This is a genomic window from Rhizobium sp. R634 (genome assembly GCF_002211305.1).
GTDB lineage: Bacteria > Pseudomonadota > Alphaproteobacteria > Rhizobiales > Rhizobiaceae > Rhizobium.
On the sequence record NZ_LOKW01000023.1, the window covers coordinates 459,606 to 477,324 of the forward strand.

Genomic DNA, 17,719 nt, shown 5'->3' on the forward strand with positions numbered 1-17,719 from the left:
CGGTATGACCTCGTACCTTTTCGATTTCTGATTGGAGCGTGACCAGGAATGCTGTCTGTTGACCCAAAGAAAATCCCAAGCCGGCTGGACATAGCGCTCGACTACATTACGGGCGAAATTGCCAAAGGCAACCTCGGGCCTGGTGACAAACTTCCCAATGAAAAAGAGCTGGCCCAGCTTCTCGGGATCAGTCGCACTCCAATCAGAGAGGCGATCAAAACGCTCGCGGTCTCGGGTCTTGTCGAGACGCGTCATGGCTTTGGAAATTACATCCGTAAGGACGAAGGCCTTCCGGCGATGCCGCTCGCGATGTTTCAGCTCTATCTTCAGAGTTCGACGCCTGAGATGCTGATGGAACTGCGATACATTTTCGACCGCAACTGTTCAGAACTCGCGTCGCTGCGGCGTACGGACGAAGACCTCGCCACGATGAGAGAGTGCATCGACCGACTAAAAAGGCTGTCGGAGGATGCGAACTCCGCGATCGAAGATCTCCTCAAGGCCGATCTCGATTTCCACCGAGCAATATACAAAGCCGCCGGAAACCCGTTGATCGTCGTGATCGCCGACTTCGTGCTGACGATGGTCGCGCCTTGGGTGCAAAAGTCGCTAGAGGTCAGTGGCAAATGGCGCGCAGTCGATCTCCACGAACACATGTTTCAGATGATCCGGGACAGAAAGACAGGTGACCTCAGCCGCGAGAGCGTCGAGGAAAACATGGAACACTTCCGCACATCCCTGCTGAAATGACAGCCAGGGCATCACGTCAAGGCGTGGTGCATCTTGCATTTCCCGCAGGTCGCACTGCGATCATCACCGGCGGCATCTGAAGGCAGACGCGAAGCCCGGATACCGTATGCCGCCCGGCCTATTCGCCGGGTTCTGAAAATTGCCAGAAAACGATAATGCGCCAGGCTGATTGCGCCTCGCGCGTCCACCGCGAGCAATGCTTGCCCAGCCTTCCAACTAGCGGGCGTGGTATTTCGTATCGACCTCGTCGATGGCGGCAACATTGCTGGCCGAGCGACCGTTCTCGTCGAACCTCTGGGCGAGGAATGAGTCGACGATCGTCTTCGCAAGTTCCGATCCAATGACGCGGGCGCCCATGGTAATGATCTGGGCGTTGTTCGACAACGCCGCCCGCTCGGCGGAATAAGTATCGTGTGTGAGGGCTGCCCTAATACCCGGCACCTTGTTTGCCGAAATGCAGACGCCGATCCCGGTGCCGCACACCAGGATGGCCTTGTCATAGGTGCCGTCGAGCACGCCGTTGGCGACCCTGTCGGAGAGGTTCGCATAGAAATCGTCGAGACCGGCGTCCGTCCGGGAGACCTCGAACACCTCGAAACGGTCCTTGAGATAATCGGCGAGGACCTTGGCGAGGCCCTCGCCCGCGCTGTCGCCTGCTACTGCAATTTTCATCTTCATCACTCCTCAGATTTTGGCCGCGCACTTTTCGAGGATGTCGAGGTAGCCCTCGATCTTCCAGGCCGAGCGGCCGATGAACAGCCCATCGACATGAGGGCAGGATATGAGCTCTTCGCAGTTGTCTGCGTTGACCGAACCGCCGTAGAGGCAGGGAATGCGCCGGCCGAGCACGGCTTCCGCGAACGCGACGATCTCGGCCTGGCGGGCGTCGGCGTAGTCCGCTGTCGCGGGGATCCCATCGACGCCAATGGCCCAAACAGGCTCGTAGGCAAGCAGTATCGGTTTGTGCTTCTGGTCGGTAGAAAGGCTTCCCAACGCGCCGCGAACCTGGCGCTCGAGGACGTCGCGGGCTCGCCCGGCCTCGCGTTCGGAAAGTGTCTCCCCTATGCAGATGAGCGGGATCAAGCCGTGGCGAACCGCCGCCTCTACTTTCAGTCCTACCGTCACGTCCGTCTCACCGAAATGTTCACGCCTCTCGGAGTGACCAAGCTCGACGATGTCGAGGTTGCAGTCCTTAAGCATCAAGGGCGAAATCTCGCCCGTCCAGGCGCCGTCCTCGTCCCAGTGCATGTTCTGCGCGCCGACCTTTACCGACGTGCCCGCCAATGTGGTCTTCACTTCCCGGACAACAGTGAAAGGAGGGATGACAAAGCGCTGGATGCGCGGATGGGACGTGATGTCTGCGGCCCTGAGACCGTGCGCAAACTGCGCGGCATCGGCAAGCGTCTTGTTCATCTTCCAGCTGGTGCCAATCCAGAGGGTTTTCTTCTCGGTCATGTCCCGCTTCACCACGTTTGCGTTCGAACTGCTGTGACCGACCTAGAGCGAGCCGGCTCGATACCGCTTCGCCATTTCCGCGAGTGGCACGACGTTGATAGAGCTTGCGCGCCCTGCCGTTCCGAAAGCTTCGAATCTTTCGCGACAAAGCTTCGAAAGCGCCGTCATTGCGGGCTTCAAATATTTGCGAGGGTCGAATTCTGTCGGATCTTCGGACAGCACTCGGCGCACCTGCCCGGTCATTGCCATGCGGCAATCAGTGTCGATGTTGACCTTTCGCACACCATGCCGAATGCCGCGCAGGATTTCCTCGAGCGGCACGCCCCAGGTGGGCTTCATCCGCCCGCCGAAGCAATTGAAGATTTCCTGCAACTCCTCCGGCACGCTCGACGAACCGTGCATGACGAGATGCGTGTTCGGAAGTTTCCGGTGGATCGCCTCGATAACATCCATTGCCAGCACGACTCCGTCCGGCCGGCGTGAGAACTTGTAGGCGCCATGGCTGGTGCCCATTGCGACGGCAAGCGCATCCACCTTGGTCTCCGCGACAAATTTCGCCGCCTCCTCCGGATCGGTCAAAAGCTGATGCGGATCGAGCTTGCCTTCGACGCCGTGACCGTCTTCCGCCTCGCCCGTACCGGTCTCAAGCGAGCCCAGAACGCCAAGCTCCCCTTCCACCGAAACCCCTGCCCAATGGGCCGTGTCGCTGACGCTTCTCGTGACCTTGACGTTGTAGTCCCAATCCGCCGCGGTTTTCCCGTCAGCAAGTATCGATCCGTCCATCATGACGGACGTAAAACCATGCTGGATCGCGGTGACGCAGGTGCTCGGTTCGTTTCCGTGGTCAAGATGGACGCAAACGGGGATATGCGGAAAGATTTCCGTCACAGCCTCCATCATGTGCTTGAGCATGATGTCGTTGACGTAGGCTCGGGCCCCACGGCTCGCCTGGAGAATCACAGGCGAATCCGTTCCGTCGGCCGCTTCCATGATGGCAAGCGCCTGTTCCATGTTGTTAATGTTGAACGCCGGGACGCCGTAGCCGTGTTCGGCGGCATCATCCAGCAGCTGGCGGAGAGTAATCCTGGCCATGACGTGTTACTCGCTGGTTGGATTGGAATTGAGATAGCTTGCGATCACGTCGACCTCCGTCGCCGAACCGAAAACCAGCGGCGTGCGGCAATGGTGAGAGGTCGGGATCTTGTCCAGGATGGCGGTCGTGCCGTCGGTGGCCCGCCCCCCGGCCTGCTCCATCAGGAACGCGATCGGATTCGCTTCATACACCAGGCGAAGGCGCCCATTTTCAAAGCCGGGCCGCTTGTCGCCGGCGTAGAAGAACACACCGCCCCTGATCAGGATCCGGTGGAGCTCTCCGACTGCCGATCCGAGCCAACGCATGTTGAAATCGCGGCCGCGCGTTCCCTCCTTGCCGGTCAGACAATCCTGAAGATACAGGCTCATGGCAGGGTGAAGGTGACGGTGGTTGGAAGCGTTATATGCAAGCTCGGACGTGTCGCGAGGTATCTGAACCTGCCTTTTGACGATCAGGAACTCGCCGGTTTGGGGATGCATCGTCGCCAGCAGCACACCCTCACCGACCGAAAATCCCAAATCGACCGTGTTGCCGAATGAGACATAACCGGCCGCGGCCTGGCGCTTTCCAGGGGTTAAAAAGGGATCTTCAGCTTCGCAGAAAGGCATGATCGAGAAGATCGTGCCGACGGGAGTGCCCAGCCCGACATTGCCTGAACCGTCGATCGGATCGATTGCGACCGCAAAATGCTGGCCATTGAGCATAAGTGGCGCGTCGGCCTCCTCGGACAGGACCCTGGCAGCGCCTGCGCGTGCGAGTATTTCGATGAACAACTCGTGCGACGCGATGTCGATTGCCTTTTGCGCATCACCGTCGGTATTTGATCCGACAAGGTGGGCCAGATCGCCCTCCAGGGAACCGGCTGCGATGCGTGCGGATAAAAGACAGGCGGCATCCAACACACCGTTTATTAGAGCCGCCACCCCCTGACGGGACAAATCTTCACCAGCCCAGGTCGAGAGGTACTCATCGACAGAACCATACTGGACGCCCGCTTCGTCATTTCCGGGTGTCGCCGGCGCGCTCATTGCTTGCCCCTTATCCTTGCTAGGGCGCGCGTGACGATTGCGTCACGCGTGATCCCAAATTGCTCGTACAGCGTCTCGGCCGGCGCAGACGCTCCGAAGCCGGACATCCCGATCACGTCGTCTTCGCTGTCGACATACCTAGTCCAGCCGAACTTCGAGAGCGCTTCCACGGCAATGCGCGGCGCGTTGCCGAGGACCGAGCTGCGGTAATCCTTGGGCTGCTGTTCGAAGAGATCCCAGCCCGGCATCGAGACGACAGCGGCGGGAACGTTTCTCGCCTCAAGCTCGTCGGCAGCCTGGATCGCAAGCGCGACTTCCGTTCCAGTGGCGATGATTGTGACGGCACGTTCGCTGCTCGCTTCCCGCAGCACATAGGCTCCCCGTGCGCAGCGATTGATGCCGTCACGCTGGGCGCGCAGTTGCGGGACATTCTGCCGCGAGAGCGCCAAAACCGACGGCGTGTTCTTGCTGGTTATTGCAAGATCCCAGCATTCCAGCGTCTCGATGGTGTCGGCGGGCCGGAATACATGCAAGTTCGGCATTGCCCTGAGGCTGGCAAGATGCTCGACCGGCTGGTGCGTCGGACCGTCTTCGCCAAGACCGATCGAGTCATGCGTCATCACGAAGATAGAGCGGACGCCCATCAGAGCCGCCACACGAATGGCATTGCGGCAATAATCCGAGAAGACGAGGAACGTGCCACCATAGGGTATGACGCCGCCGTGAGCCGCCATACCATTCATCGCGGCGGCCATGGCAAACTCTCTAACGCCATAGCTGACATACCGCCCGCTTGCAGCGGCGGTGAAATCGCTGTCGACGGCCGGAACCCGGGTCAAGTTTGAGTGGGTGAGGTCAGCGGACCCGCCGATCATTTCCGGAAGCAGTTCCGTCAGCGCTTCCAGTGCGATCTGGCTTGCCTTACGCGTTGCCACTGATTGCGGCTTGTCGAGCAGCTTTGCCTTGGCGGCGTTGACCGCTTCCTCATATCGCGCTGGCAATGAGCCGGCGGTGCGGCGTTCAAACTCACTTCTGACATCTGCGCCCGCTGCTTCGAGCCGCGCTTGCCAGTCCTTGCGCGCCTTGGCGCCCTTCGCGCCGACTTCGCGCCAAGTTTTGAGGATTGGAGCAGGAATCTCAAAAGTGTCCGCCGTCCAGCCATAGACTGCCTTCGTCGCGGCGGCTTCGCTGGCGCCGAGCGGTGCACCATGTACGGAGCTTGTTCCTGCCCTCGACGGAGAGCCGTATCCAATGATGGTTTTCAGGGCTATGAGGGATGGTCTGGATGCTTCCGCCTTTGCCTGCGAGATCGCCGCGTCGATCGTATCCGGATCATGACCGTCAACGCGCTGCGTGTGCCATCCGTACGCGTCGAACCTCGCGAGCACATCTTCCGAAAACGCGATTGCGGTCGAGCCGTCGATGGTGATGGAGTTGTCGTCGTAAAGGACGATCAACTTGCCGAGCTGCAGGTGGCCGGCCAGCGAAGCAGCTTCCTGACCAACACCTTCCATGAGACACCCATCTCCACAGAAAACGTAGGTCCGGTGATCGACAAGCGCTGCGCCAAATTCGGTTGATAGGCGCCGCTCCGCGATAGCCATTCCGACAGCCGACGCAATCCCCTGTCCGAGCGGCCCGGTGGTCGTCTCGACGCCAGCGGTGTGCCCGTATTCGGGATGACCTGGCGTTTTGGAGCCCCATTGGCGGAAGTTGCGAACCTGCTCAATCGTCATGTCTTCGTACCCGGTGAGGTGCAGAAGGCTGTAGAGCAGCATCGAGCCATGGCCGTTCGACAGGACGAAACGATCGCGGTCCGGCCATCCAGGTTCGCTTGAATCGAACTTGAGGTGCCGGCCGAACAGCACCGCCGCCGCATCAGCCATGCCCATGGGCATTCCGGGGTGCCCGGACTTTGCGGCCTCAACCGCGTCGATTGACAGGACACGGATAGCGTTCGCTAGATCGCGGATCGAAACTGCTGCTGTCAATTCTTCCTCCCTCATAAACCGCGACCAATGTGGCGCACTTTTCTAGATATCACAGTATCAAAACACAAAATAACGCATTATATACGACAAACATAACAATATCACATTCCGCTGCAAAAAGTCTGCCCATCGACATCATACCTCATACCTTATACCTCCCTATTTGCGCAATAGCTTTTATTTGGCTACCCCGTCGATCGGGAGCCGTAAGGATCGTCCCGGTCGCTTTCACGGGGCGGTCTGCCTCGATCCGTTTGGTGGCAAACGGACAAGACGACCACCGTGATGCCTACCGCGTTGGGCACTCACCCATATGCGGGATGCTCAATTCGGCTCGCCGATTTTTCCCGACATTTCTTCAATTGACAGCTTCTACAAATGCATTAACGTATACGTTATTGGATTCGAGGAACTCAATAGGCCTTAAAGGGAGGAACCGAAATGCCTATGACGATGCGCAAGTCCCTACAGATGATCGCCCTTGCCACTGCCCTCGGCGGCAGCGCTGCCTATGCGCCTAGCGCCTTCGCGGTGGATGTCGATAAACAGATCAAGGATATTGAAAGTCACCCGGCAAGCGGGCCCAACGGCGAAAAAGCGACCCTCGCGAGCGACCTGAAGCTATCCGCCGAAGAGATCGAAAAGATCAAGGCGAAGCATGCCAAAGCGGCCATTGTGATGCACTACACGGCGTCTGACTGGGCCAAGGCCCAGATGGCCGGGCAAAAGAAGGCCCTGGAAGAGCTCGGCGTCGAAATTGTTGCGACGACTGACGCTGGATATCGCGCGGAGCAGCAAGTTTCAGACATCGAAAGCGTCATGGCGCTCAAACCTGACGTCATGATCACCGTTCCCGCCGAGCAGTCGGCCACGGCCGCAGCATACAAGAAAGCTGCTGCCGCTGGCATTAAGATCATCTTCCTTGACCAGACCGGCGCCGGGATGAAGGCTGGCAAAGACTATGTGAGCCTCGTCTCTTCCGACAACCGCGGGATGGGAAAGGTCGCCGCACTGCTCATGGCCAAGGCGCTCGACGGCAAGGGCGAAATCGGTCTCATCCCGCATGCGTCCGACCTTTTTGCCACCAAAGAACGCGTGGTCGGCTTCAAGGAAGCGATCAAGGATTATCCGGATATCAAGGTCGTCCAGGAGACCGGTGTCGGAGGCCCTGATTTCTCAAGCGAATCCGAGCGCGTCGCCTCCGCAATGCTGACGGCCCACCCCAACCTCAATGGCATCTGGGCCGTGTGGGACGTTCCAACAGAAGGCGTCCTGTCAGCGGCGCGCGCAGCGGGCGCGTCCAAGAGCCTCGTCATCACCACTTGCGACCTTGGCGTCAACATCTCGATCGACATGGCTAAGAAGGGTTACGTCAAGGGAACCGGATCCCAGCGTCCGTACGGCGCCGGTTATGCCGAGGGCATCCTTGCCGGATACGCCCTACTCGGAAAGGACGCACCTCCCTACGTCGTGCTCCCGGCCCTTGCGGTGACCCGCGATAACCTGATCGAGGCGTGGCCGCAGTCGAACGGCGACCAGGCACCGAAGATTCTCACCGACGCAATGAACTAACGGTGCGCGGGAGCGGCTCCGGCCGCTCCCCGTCCCCAGCGGCGGACAACGACCATGAACACTCAAGCAGTCACCGAAACCCTCGCCGCCGTCAGGATGCGCGACGTGAGGAAATCGTTTGGCGGCGTGCACGCATTGCGCGGTGTCAGCCTGACGATCCAGCCCGGGACAATCCATGCGCTGGTCGGCGAAAATGGCGCCGGCAAGTCTACGCTGTTGAAGATCCTGCAGGGCGTGGTCACACCCACGGAGGGATCCATCGAGGTTTTTGGCGAACACATGTCGTCAAGCTCTCCGGAGAATTCCCGCAGGCTCGGCATTGAGATGATCTTCCAGGACCTCAGCCTGATCCCCACCCTCACGGTCGCCCAGAACATTTTCCTCAACCGGGAGCCCCGCCGCCTGTCGATCTTGGTCGACGAGCGCAGGGAAATCGCCCAGGCAGCCGAGATCATCGGCCAACTCAACCTCAGGGTTGATCCGAGGACGCCTGTTTTTGAACTCAGCCCCGGCCAGGCCCAGCTGACCGAGATCGCCAAGGCCATCCACCAGGACGCCAGGATCCTTATCCTTGATGAACCAACCTCGTCGCTGAGCGCACAGGAAGCCGACACTCTGTTCGGCATGTTGAAGAAGCTCACTGCGGCGGGAACAGCCGTGATCTACGTTTCCCATCGCATGACCGAGATCATGACGATCGCTGACGAGATTACAATTCTGCGTGACGGTCAGAACGTGACCTCCGGGAAGACATCCGAATTCACGCTCGACTCGATCGTGCAGCACATGGTCGGCAAGCGTGTCACCGGTTTCCAATACCAGGCGCGCGCCATTGATCGCAGCGGCAAACCCGCGCTGAGCGTACGTGGCCTTTCGGGCCCTTCGGGAAAACCCAGCGATGTCAGCTTCGACGTCCACAGGGGCGAGATTGTGGGAATAGCAGGCCTCATGGGCGCTGGCCGGAGCGAGCTTGCCCGCCTTCTTTTCGGCGTCGATAAGAAAACTGCGGGAACCGTAGAACTCGGCGACACTGCCGTTGAGTTCAAGTCACCTTCGGATGCGATCAAGGCTGGCATTGTGCTTGTTCCGGAGAGCCGCCACGAGGAAGGTCTGGTTGTCGAGCACAGCGTCGGCGACAATCTTGGACTGCCGCAGATCGGTCAGCTCGTCCGCGGTCCCTTCATCGACCGTCGACGCGAGGGAACACTGACCTCCGATCTCATCAAGCAACTGAGGATCAAGACGCCGTCCGCTGACAACAAGGTCAGGAACCTTTCTGGCGGCAACCAGCAGAAGATCGTTATTGCCAAATGGCTAGCGATTGATCCTTCGGTTGTCATTCTCGACGAACCGACGGCAGGCGTAGACATCGGTTCAAAGGCCGAGATCGTAGAGCTCATTCGGAGCGTCGCCTCCTCCGGAAAGTCCGTCATCGTCATCTCGTCGGAACCAGCCGAGCTTCTGGCAACGAGCGACCGCATCCTGGTCATGAACAACGGACGTCTCGCGCGCGAAATCGAGCGCGACGAAATCGAAAGCTGGGCCACGATTGCCGGCGACGAAACTCAATCTCCGCTGATCCGCACCGAACTCGGTCTGCAGGTCGCGATTCAGAAGGCAACCCAAAATGTCCACTGAAGCCAAGACATTGAACACAGAGACGGATGCAACCCACATGCGGCCGTGGCACAGCAACTGGCGCGACTACGTCGTCTACATCGGCTTCGTCGTCATCTTCATCGTCTTCGCGATCTTGCTGCAGGATCGCGGATTCCTATCTTCAAACAACCTGCTCAACATCCTGCGACAGACTGCGATCGTCGCCATCGTTTCCATGGCAATGTCGTTCGTACTCTCGGCGGGCGAGATCGACCTCTCGGTCGGAGCCATTGCCGGACTGTCGTCGGTGGTCGCTGGCCTGGTGCTGAGCAAGTACGGTCTATTCCCCGGCATTCTCGCGGGCTTGATCCTCGGGCTGCTGGTAGGCGCCATAAACGGCGGCCTGACTGCCTATCTCAACATCCCGTCGTTCTTGGTGACGCTCGGCATGATGGGGATCGCGCGAGGGGTCGGAATGTGGGTAAGCGGCACTTCGCCTGTTCCAATTATCAACGATACGTTCATTTTCGTCTTTGGTTCCGGTAACATCGGCCCTGTTCCTGTCCTCGTTGTCTGGGTCGCCGTTCTGGGCACGATCGCCCATATCGCGCTTCGAAAGACACCGTTCGGCCGCAAGGTCATGTCGTCAGGCGGAAACTCGGTCGCAGCTCGCTACAGCGGCGTCGATGTCCGGAAAATCAAGTTCCAGGTGCTGCTACTGACGGGGATGGCCGCTGCGATCGCTGGCATGCTCTATGCTGGACGCCTGCAGTCTGGACGCTTCCAGCTTGGCGAAGGCGATGAGCTGTCTGTCATTGCAGCCGTGGTTCTCGGCGGTACCAGCCTATTCGGCGGACGCGGCACCGTGATCGGTTCCATCGTCGGTGCCCTGCTCATCGGTGTCATCAACAACGGTCTTATTCTTGGCGGCCTCGACTACAGCCAGCAGCTCATCGCGCGCGGAATGCTCATCATCCTAGCTGTGGCGGTCGGCCGAAGCCGCTAACCTGGAAGGTTCTACGGAGGTATTACGATATGAGAGTTTTAGTAACAGGCGGCAGCGGCAAACTGGGTAGAGCCACGATCAAGCATCTGGTTGAGAGCGGCCACGACGTCATCAACGCGGATGCGATCGCTCCGCCAGAAAACCTCTGCCCCTTCGTCAAGGTCGATTTCGAGGATATGCGCGCCACGATCGAGGCGATCAGTGGCTTTGATTGGGACCACAATCGCAACACTGAAGCCGTCGTCCATCTGGCCGCTGTGCCTATGCCGGGGCGCGTTGCTCCTGCGGATGTTTTCCGGGTCAACACCATCTCGACGTTCAATGTTTTCGAGTCATGCCGCTTGCTTGGCATCAAGAACATCGTGTGGGCGTCCAGCGAGACCCTGCTCGGCATTCCTTACGAGATCAAGCCTGACTACCTGCCGGCGGACGAGAATTATCAGTCGCGCCCGGAAACCTCCTATTCCCTCTCGAAGCATCTCGGCGAGGAGATGGCAAAGCAGTATTGCCGCTGGGACAGCGAGCTCAAGATCGTTTGCCTACGCTTCTCCAACGTTATGGACGAGAGCGAGTATGCGGACTTCCCGGCCTTCGAGCAGAACCCGGGCAGCAGACGCTTCAACCTTTGGACCTATATCGACGCCCGCGACGGGGCACAGGCGATCCGTCGCTCGCTCGAGTGGAGCGGCAAAGGTGCCGAGGTGTTCATCATCGCAAACGACGATGGGGTCATGACCACCTCCAACGAGGAACTCGTCAGGAGGTGGTATCCGGGGGTCCCGTTCAAAAAGCAGATCGGGAAGAACGAAACCTTGCTGTCCATCGACAAAGCAAAGAGCGTTCTCGGATACCAGCCTGAACATAGCTGGCGAAAATATGTAGGCTCCTGAGAAGTCAGCCAGCTTGAAGGGAAAGAAAATGCCGACCAGGAAACAGACAGCACCGGTCTCAGAGATCAAAGAGGACGCCTTCGCGAAAACAATGACCGCGACAGCGCACCTTCGGTTGCGCCAGCTCATCCTGGATAACAAGTGGGCGCCCGGTTACCAGGCGACCGAACAGGAAGTCGCGTCCCAGTTGGGGATGAGCCGGACGCCCGTAAGGGAGGCGCTCATGCGCCTCCAGCAGGACGGACTTGTCTCGGTGATCCCGAGGCACGGAATGCGGGTGCTGCCGATTTCTATTTCTGACATGAAGGAAATTTACGAAATCCTGACGTCGCTGGAGAGTACGGCTGCAGAGCTTGCCGCCAGCCGCCAGCTTTCCGAGGATCAACTCCGGGGTCTCGAGAAGGCGACAGCCGATATGGACCATGCGCTTTCGCAAGATAATTTGGAGCGCTGGGCGCAGGCGGACGCGAGATTTCATGAGCAACTGCTCGAACTTGGCGGCAACCAGATGCTCAAGTCGGTCGTCCTCAATTTCATCGACCGCGCACATCGCGTCAGGATGGTGACGCTGAAGATGCGTCCCAAGCCGGTTAACTCAACCCGCGAACATGCGGAACTCGTGCAAGCAATCCGCGAAGGCGACCGCGAAAAAGCAAGAAACATTCACAAGGCGCACCGCGAGCGGGCAGGCAAGGAACTGCTCGACCTTCTCGAGCGCCTCGGCCTCAACCACCTCTAGGACAGGTTTCAAATGTTATCGTTGAACAACACTCTCAAGATCGCAGTCCTTCCCGGCGACGGGATCGGCAGGGAAGTCATGCCTGCCTGCCTGGAATTGATCGACGCCGCCGTCAGCCAGGCGGGCGCGCCACCGCTCGTGTTCGAGACGCATCAGGCCGGTGCCCAGCACTACGCGGAGACCGGCGAGGCCCTGCCCGCCGCCGCGCTCGAGGCCTGCCAGACATCCGACGCAATCCTCTTCGGCGCGATGGGCTGGCCCGACATCCGCTTCCCGGACGGGACGGAAATCATTCCGCAGCTCGACCTGCGCATGGAGTTCGGCCTGTTTGCAGGTGTCCGTCCGATCCGGTGGTTTCCCGGCCTTCCGAAAGTGCTGTCCGATCCTCGCGCCGAAGGAATCGACTTCGTGTTGGTCCGCGAGCAGACAGAAGGACTGTTTTATGCGCGTGGCCGTGGCGAAGTGCTAAACGACCAAGAGGCCTACGACACGATGCAGATCACGCGGGCCGGCACCGAGCGCGTTACCGAATTCGCTTTCCAGCTGGCCGCCCAGCGCAAACGTCGCGGCAAGGCCGGCACGGTGACCTGCGTCGACAAGGCGAATGTCTTCAGTTCGATGGCTTTCTTCCGGAAGGTTTTCGATGAGATCGCCGCCAAGCACCCCGAGTTGCAGAAGGACTATGCCTATGTCGACGCGCTGGCGCTCAACATGGTGAAGAAGCCTTGGACGCTTGACGTGCTGGTGACCGAGAACATGTTTGGCGACATCCTTTCCGACCTTGCGGCCGGTCTGATCGGCGGCATGGGTATGGCCCCTTCGGCGGACATCGGCGATACGCACGGCCTCTTCCAGCCGGCACACGGGACCGCTCCCGATATCGCGGGCAAGGGCGTCGCCAATCCGGGCGCAATGTTCCTGTCGGGAGCGATGATGCTCGACTGGCTGGCGGTGAAGCACGGGGATCAGCGGCTTGCTGACGCCGCCGGGCTGATCGAGGCCGCGGTCGAGCACACCTTGTCGACCAAGATCGCGGTTCCAATGGAGTATGGCGGAAGCGCCAATTGCGCGGAGATGACGCGCAGCGTGATCGGCGCTCTGGGTGCCGTCCGCAAGGAGGTCGCATGAGTTCGGCATCCACAGGCTTTGTCGTGGTCGTAGAGTTCGTCGTGCGAAACCAGTTCGCCGATAATTTCGATGCGGCGATAATTGAGAATGCGGCGACGTCGCTGCGCGACGAACCGAACTGCGAAGTGTTCGATGTCTGCCGCGATCCTGAGCGGCCCGAGCGAATCTACCTCTATGAAGTCTATGGCTCAAGAGCCGATTTCGACTTCCACCTGAAGACGCCGCACTTCACGAGCTTTGATGCGATGGTTCGAGATTGGGTGGCCGAAAAGCGAGTGGAAACGTTCGAGCGTATTTCGTCCCACAAGCAGGAGGGCGCGAGATGACCAGCAGCGTCAAGGCGATTGTCTTCGACACGTTCGGCACTGTCGTCGACTGGCGGGGTTCGATCATCCGCGATCTCACCGCCTGGGGCGCGGCGGAGGGCCTGCAGATCGACTGGACCGGTCTCGTCGACCGCTGGCGAGACCATTACAATCCCCAGAAAGCGCGGGTGCGCAGCGGCGAGTTGCCGTGGACGAACCTGGACGAACTTCACTTCGATGCCTTGAAGGCAGTGTTCGCAGAGATGGGGCTGGCCGAACTAGACCACGACCGGATGATGCACGTCAACAAGGTCTGGCATCGCCTGGACGGCTGGCCCGACACATCGCGCGGGCTACACCGGCTGAAGTCGAAGTTTATCATCGGCCCTCTGTCCAACGCCAATGTCGCGATTCTCGTCAATATGGCAAAGCATGCCGACTTGCCGTGGGACAACGTGTTCTCCTGCGAGCTTTTCCAGCACTACAAGCCCGATCCTGAGACCTACCTCGGGGTCTGCAAACTCCTTTATCTGGAGCCCGGGGCCGTCATGATGTGCGCTGCCCACAACTACGATCTTGCCGCCGCGCGCAGCCTTGGCCTTAAAACCGCATTCATCGCACGACCCACCGAATACGGCGAGGGCCAGACGACCGACCTCACAGCCGAGCAGCGCTGGGATTACGTCGCCGACGATCTCGAAGACCTCGCCCGACAACTCGGATGCTAGAAGAGAGAAAGACAATGCAGACATACATGATGTTCATCGACGGCAAGTGGGAAGACGCTGCCAACGGAGATACGTTCGAGACGAAGAACCCTTTCAACGGGCAGACCTGGGCTGCTATTCCGAAGGGCGGCAGGGAAGATGCGGAACGAGCAGTCGAGGCTGCGCACCGCGCCTTCACGAGCGGTCCGTGGCCGAAGCTCACCGCGAGCGCCCGCGGACACCTTCTTCGGCGTCTTGGTGACCTGATCGCCGAGAATGCGGAGCATCTCGCGACGATCGAGGTTACGGACAACGGCAAGCTCATCAACGAGATGCTGTTTCAGCTCAAATACATCCCGCAGTGGTACTACTACTTCGGCGGGCTGGCGGACAAGATCGAAGGAGCGGTCATCCCGATCGATAAGGCGGACACCTTCAACTTCACTCGTAATGAGCCGCTCGGCGTCTGCGTCGGGATTACGCCGTGGAACTCCCCTCTCCTGCTGCTCGCCTACAAGCTGGCACCGGCACTCGCCGCAGGGAACACATTCGTGGCAAAGCCCTCGGAGTTCACGTCTGCTTCGACCCTTGAGTTCGCAAAGCTCGTCGAGCAGGCTGGCTTTCCCGCGGGCGTCTTCAACGTCGTCACGGGGTTCGGCGCAGATGTCGGCGAGACGCTGACGACCCACAGGTACGTCGCCAAGATCGCTTTCACGGGAAGTGAAGGCACCGGGCGCAAGATCGGCGAGCTTGCAGCGCGCAACTTCAAGAAGGTTACGCTTGAACTCGGCGGCAAGAGCCCGCACATCGTCTTCGACGATGCGGAGATCGACAATGCCGTCAACGGGGTGATCTCCGGCATCTTCGCTGCCACCGGACAGACATGTATTGCGGGCTCACGATTGCTCGTGCAGCGAAAGATCCACGACCAGTTTCTCGAGAAGATCGTCAACCTCGCAAAAACGGCGAGAATGGGCGATCCGCTCTTGACGTCGACGCAGGTTGGCCCCGTGACGACGCCGCCGCAACTCGAGAAGATCCTCGGCTATATCAACATCGCAAAAGGCGAAGGCGCCGAATGCGTTCTCGGTGGGGGGCGGCCGGACAATGCCGAGCTCTCCAGGGGCTGGTTCGTCGAACCTACGATTTTCTCCGGGGTCCGAAACGACATGCGCATCGCGCAGGAGGAGGTCTTCGGCCCGGTTCTGGCGGTCATCCCCTTCGACAGCGATGAGGAAGCCGTGCATATTGCCAATGACACCAATTACGGGCTGGCCGCGGGCTTCTGGACCCAGGACATGCGTCGTATCCTGAAGGTTTCGGCCGCCATCCAGGCTGGCACCATCTGGGTCAATACCTACCGCGTCATCAGCTATATGTCGCCGCTTGGAGGCTACAAGCACTCCGGCATCGGTCGCGAGAATGGCATCGCCTCGATCCAGAACTACATGCAGACGAAGAGCGTGATGATCTCGACCGCTGAAGACGTCGCCAACCCCTTCATCATGAGGTGATCCATGGTGGCCGCCGGAAAGTTGCTGGTCGGCTGCGCGGCCGACGATTTCACGGGAGCGACTGACGTCGCGAACATCTTCGCGCGCGCCGGCCTCAAAACGACGGTGCTGATCGGCGTTCCTGAAGACGACAGAGACATTGACGCCGACGTAATCGTTGTCGCCCTCAAGACTCGAACGGCACCTCCGCAAATGGCGGTCGAGGAGTCCTTGGCCGCACTGCGATGGCTGCGTGGCCGTGGCGCGCAGAAGTACTACTTCAAGTACTGCTCGACGTTCGATTCCACGGCGAAGGGCAACATCGGCCCGGTCGCCGACGCGATGCTTGCGGAGCTCGGCCAATCCATAACGATCGCCTGCCCCGCCTTCCCTGCCAACGGCCGGACGGTTTACAAGGGCAACCTGTTCGTCGGCGACGTGCCGCTGGACGAGTCCGGCATGCGCAATCATCCGTTGACGCCGATGACAGACGCGAACCTGCTGCGGGTGCTCGGGGCGCAGTCGCGGGCCGAAATCACCGGATGCTATTACGAGACGGTGAAGCAAGGGGCGTCCGCCATCGCCGAATGGGCCGCCCCCATCCACGGCGACGGCACGCGTATTGTCGTCATCGACGCCCTGGCTGACGAGGACCTTGTCGAGATTGCCCAGGCATTCAAGGATTTCGTGCTGTTCACCGGTGCGTCGGGCCTGGCATATGGGCTGGCTCGTGTTCTTCTTGCCGGCGGGAACAGCCGCGACGCTGCCGTTACGACTGACTTGGACGAAGGCTACAGAGCCGTCGTCTCCGGTAGCTGCTCGGTCGCAACCAACGGACAGGTAGAGGCGATGCTCGCAGACCACGAGGGTTTCCGCGTCGACCTCTCGAAGCTGGCGGACGGCGGCGATGTCGTCGGCGAGGCCGTCGAGTGGGCCTCGTCCCGTCTGAGCCGCAAGCCTGTTCTCATCTATGCGACGGCTCTGCCCGACGAGGTGAAGGAAAACCAACGCAAGCTGGGCGCCGCGCAGTCCGGCGAGATGGTCGAGGCCGCCCTCTCCTCAATCGCGCGAAGGCTCGTCGAGAAGGGTGTGAGCGATCTCATCGTCGCTGGCGGCGAGACGTCGGGAGCGGTGGTGAAGTCGCTAGGCGTCGACCAGCTCTCGATTGGCAACGAAATCGCCCCCGGAGTGCCGTGGGTACACGCAACGAGCCAGGGGCGATCTCTGTCGCTCGCGTTGAAGTCCGGCAACTTCGGCGAACGAGACTTCTTCATGAACGCTTGGGACCGGCTCCGATGATATGCTCCATATCCGAAGAGACGAAGGTCCGCGACGAGATGGTCGAGGTCGGCCGCTCGCTCTTCGACCGCGGGCTGACCGCAGGATCGACCGGCAACATCAGCGTCCGTCTGTCGGACGGTCGCATTCTGATGACGCCCACCAACGCTTCGCTGGGCGTGCTCGATCCAGCACGGCTGTCCTGCTTTTCGGCGGAAGGCGTGCATGTCGGAGGTGACAAGCCCACCAAGGAGGCGTTCCTCCACAAGTGCATGTATTGCGGTAAGGACAATCGCCGAGCCGTCGTCCACCTGCATTCAACCTATTCGGTTGCCGTCAGCTTGCTGAAGCAGGTCAACGAGCGCGACGTTCTGCCGCCCCTGACCGCCTACTATGTCATGCGTATCGGTTTCCTGCCGCTCGTGCCGTATTTTCCTCCCGGAGACGAAGCGCTGGCGGCGGCGGTGGGAGCCGCCGCCGCGAACCATCATGCGGTGTTGATGGCAAACCATGGACCTGTCGTCGCGGGCAAGTCCCTAAAGGACGCCCAGTACGCGACAGAGGAGTTGGAGGAAACGGCGAAGCTCTTCTTGCTCTTGCAGAACCACGAGGTCCGGCCGCTCACCGCCGAGGAAAGGGCCACCTTGATCAATCTCTCGAGGTGACAAGAGCGCGTTACGAACCA

17 protein-coding genes are annotated in these 17,719 nt (G+C 60.0%); 12 read left to right on the forward strand and 5 right to left on the reverse strand.

What is annotated here, in order from left to right; genetic code table 11:
* Positions 1-48: 48 nt before the first annotated feature.
* Positions 49-750 (forward strand): GntR family transcriptional regulator, encoded by a 702-nt coding sequence (locus tag ATY77_RS20130; protein ID WP_004129783.1) that lies wholly within the window; start codon positions 49-51, stop codon positions 748-750.
* 216 nt (positions 751-966) lie between these two features.
* On the opposite strand, the gene ATY77_RS20135 is transcribed toward ATY77_RS20130, so the two are convergent.
* From ATY77_RS20135 to tkt, 5 genes are read right to left on the reverse strand one after another with little or no spacing between them, the layout of a single operon-like run.
* Positions 967-1,422: an RpiB/LacA/LacB family sugar-phosphate isomerase gene (locus ATY77_RS20135; protein ID WP_040140203.1), complete on the reverse strand. Its 456-nt coding sequence runs from the start codon at positions 1,420-1,422 to the stop codon at positions 967-969.
* Positions 1,423-1,434: 12 nt separating this feature from the next.
* A complete protein-coding gene (locus tag ATY77_RS20140) occupies positions 1,435-2,205 on the reverse strand; it encodes a triose-phosphate isomerase (RefSeq protein ID WP_088688532.1) in 771 nt (256 codons plus the stop codon).
* Between the two features lie 42 nt (positions 2,206-2,247).
* Positions 2,248-3,297 carry a class II fructose-bisphosphate aldolase gene (fba, locus tag ATY77_RS20145; RefSeq protein WP_088688533.1) on the reverse strand — a complete coding sequence of 350 codons (1,050 nt, stop codon included), beginning with the start codon at positions 3,295-3,297 and terminating at the stop codon, positions 2,248-2,250.
* Positions 3,298-3,303: 6 nt separating this feature from the next.
* Positions 3,304-4,326, reverse strand: coding sequence for a class 1 fructose-bisphosphatase (locus ATY77_RS20150; RefSeq protein ID WP_088688534.1), 1,023 nt, complete (start codon positions 4,324-4,326; stop codon positions 3,304-3,306).
* Entirely contained in the window at positions 4,323-6,332 is a 2,010-nt protein-coding gene (tkt, locus tag ATY77_RS20155; protein WP_088688535.1) for a transketolase, read from the reverse strand. Before tkt ends, ATY77_RS20150 begins: the two co-directional genes overlap by 4 nt.
* Before the next feature lie 456 nt (positions 6,333-6,788).
* On the opposite strand from tkt, the gene ATY77_RS20160 reads away from it, so the two are divergent.
* The 11 genes from ATY77_RS20160 to otnC are packed head-to-tail and all read left to right on the forward strand — an operon-like array spanning position 6,789 to position 17,699.
* Positions 6,789-7,889: a substrate-binding domain-containing protein gene (locus ATY77_RS20160; protein WP_245314369.1), complete on the forward strand. Its 1,101-nt coding sequence runs from the start codon at positions 6,789-6,791 to the stop codon at positions 7,887-7,889.
* 54 nt (positions 7,890-7,943) lie between these two features.
* Entirely contained in the window at positions 7,944-9,527 is a 1,584-nt protein-coding gene (locus ATY77_RS20165; RefSeq protein ID WP_013984663.1) for a sugar ABC transporter ATP-binding protein, read from the forward strand.
* Positions 9,517-10,494, forward strand: a complete 978-nt coding sequence (locus ATY77_RS20170; RefSeq protein ID WP_088688536.1) for an ABC transporter permease — start codon at positions 9,517-9,519, stop codon at positions 10,492-10,494. Before ATY77_RS20165 ends, ATY77_RS20170 begins: the two co-directional genes overlap by 11 nt.
* A 29-nt stretch (positions 10,495-10,523) precedes the next feature.
* Entirely contained in the window at positions 10,524-11,384 is an 861-nt protein-coding gene (locus ATY77_RS20175) for an NAD(P)-dependent oxidoreductase (RefSeq protein WP_088688537.1), read from the forward strand.
* A gap of 13 nt (positions 11,385-11,397) precedes the next feature.
* Positions 11,398-12,123 (forward strand): GntR family transcriptional regulator, encoded by a 726-nt coding sequence (locus ATY77_RS20180; RefSeq protein WP_245314370.1) that lies wholly within the window; start codon positions 11,398-11,400, stop codon positions 12,121-12,123.
* Positions 12,124-12,135: 12 nt separating this feature from the next.
* Positions 12,136-13,251 carry an isocitrate/isopropylmalate dehydrogenase family protein gene (locus ATY77_RS20185; protein ID WP_088688538.1) on the forward strand — a complete coding sequence of 372 codons (1,116 nt, stop codon included), beginning with the start codon at positions 12,136-12,138 and terminating at the stop codon, positions 13,249-13,251.
* Entirely contained in the window at positions 13,248-13,577 is a 330-nt protein-coding gene (locus ATY77_RS20190) for an antibiotic biosynthesis monooxygenase (RefSeq protein ID WP_088688539.1), read from the forward strand. The genes ATY77_RS20185 and ATY77_RS20190 overlap by 4 nt, the downstream gene beginning before the upstream one ends.
* The gene (locus ATY77_RS20195) at positions 13,574-14,284 is read left to right on the forward strand and encodes a haloacid dehalogenase type II (RefSeq protein ID WP_004129810.1); all 711 of its coding nucleotides are present in this window, start codon (positions 13,574-13,576) and stop codon (positions 14,282-14,284) included. The genes ATY77_RS20190 and ATY77_RS20195 overlap by 4 nt, the downstream gene beginning before the upstream one ends.
* Before the next feature lie 14 nt (positions 14,285-14,298).
* Complete coding sequence (locus ATY77_RS20200; RefSeq protein ID WP_088688540.1) at positions 14,299-15,777, forward strand: aldehyde dehydrogenase; 1,479 nt, start codon at positions 14,299-14,301, stop codon at positions 15,775-15,777.
* A 3-nt stretch (positions 15,778-15,780) separates the two neighbouring features.
* Complete coding sequence (otnK, locus tag ATY77_RS20205; protein ID WP_088688541.1) at positions 15,781-17,055, forward strand: 3-oxo-tetronate kinase; 1,275 nt, start codon at positions 15,781-15,783, stop codon at positions 17,053-17,055.
* A complete protein-coding gene (gene otnC, locus ATY77_RS20210; protein ID WP_088688542.1) occupies positions 17,052-17,699 on the forward strand; it encodes a 3-oxo-tetronate 4-phosphate decarboxylase in 648 nt (215 codons plus the stop codon). Before otnK ends, otnC begins: the two co-directional genes overlap by 4 nt.
* Positions 17,700-17,719: the final 20 nt, after the last annotated feature.